Here is an 830-nt window from a genome sequence, read left to right as displayed (position 1 = left end):
TATGGCGAAACTCATGAAGCACTATGATGTAATCTACTAAATTTTTTTACACAAAGTTCTTGACACACCCTAATATTTTACCATGAATGGAGTGCCTTATGCTAGTTTGTCAACAATCTGTGGAACATTGATAAATGTTCCTATGTATTCTAAAACATTTTTTGAATGGTACTTAGAATTAGATTTGACTCAAATTGATTGCGTAGCAGGTACATATTGTATACGTAAAATAGATAGAAGTACAAAATCAGTGGAAAATATTATTATAGAAACTGTGTTTAGAGGAACTGAGGAAGAAAAATCTAAATATGCGGATCGGTATATTAGATTAGTATCTCGTTGCGATGAAAAATTTGCCCAGGAAAATATGGAGAAATTATTGAAAATGAAGTCGGCAGCACTGAATAGTGATACTAAAACTTTTAATAAGTATATGAAAAGTATGGAAATAAAAGATCCTCAAATTGAGATTATTTTAAATACAATGCGTTTAGATAAAACTTTTAATATGTCATTCCGTCAATAATAAATATGGTAAATTAAATGAATATGATTTGATTTGTTGTTGAAAAAATCCCAGCCACAGATAGTCCTGTGGCTGGGATTTATAGATGGTAATATAAAATGTGCATTTAGTGGAAAATAAAAATGTACAAAATAGTCTAATATATTACACCTATTGTGAAGGTCAAGTCTATGATTGTGGGGTATAAGGAAATCTGAGCTGATTTACATTGTTAGATTTTGGAAATTAATCAGGCGGATTGTATAATTAAGTTGAACACTTAAAAATCCATAGCGAACCCTTGTGGTAAAATGTAGTTGCACAA

General features: G+C 30.1%; 1 protein-coding gene. It reads left to right on the top strand.

Annotation, left to right across the window (positions count from 1 at the left end; all coding sequences use genetic code 11):
* The first annotated feature begins 106 nt into the window (after window positions 1-106).
* On the top strand, window positions 107-526 hold the full coding sequence (locus tag I6E26_RS11030) for a hypothetical protein (RefSeq protein WP_235321915.1): 420 nt from the start codon (window positions 107-109) through the stop codon (window positions 524-526).
* Window positions 527-830 lie beyond the last annotated feature (304 nt).

Origin of the sequence: Anaerovibrio lipolyticus, from assembly GCF_021531495.1 — a bacterium.
Classification (GTDB): Bacteria; Bacillota; Negativicutes; order Selenomonadales; family Selenomonadaceae; genus Anaerovibrio.
The sequence above is the reverse complement of the archived record's forward strand: the minus strand, read 5'-3'. Positions and strand labels throughout refer to the sequence as shown.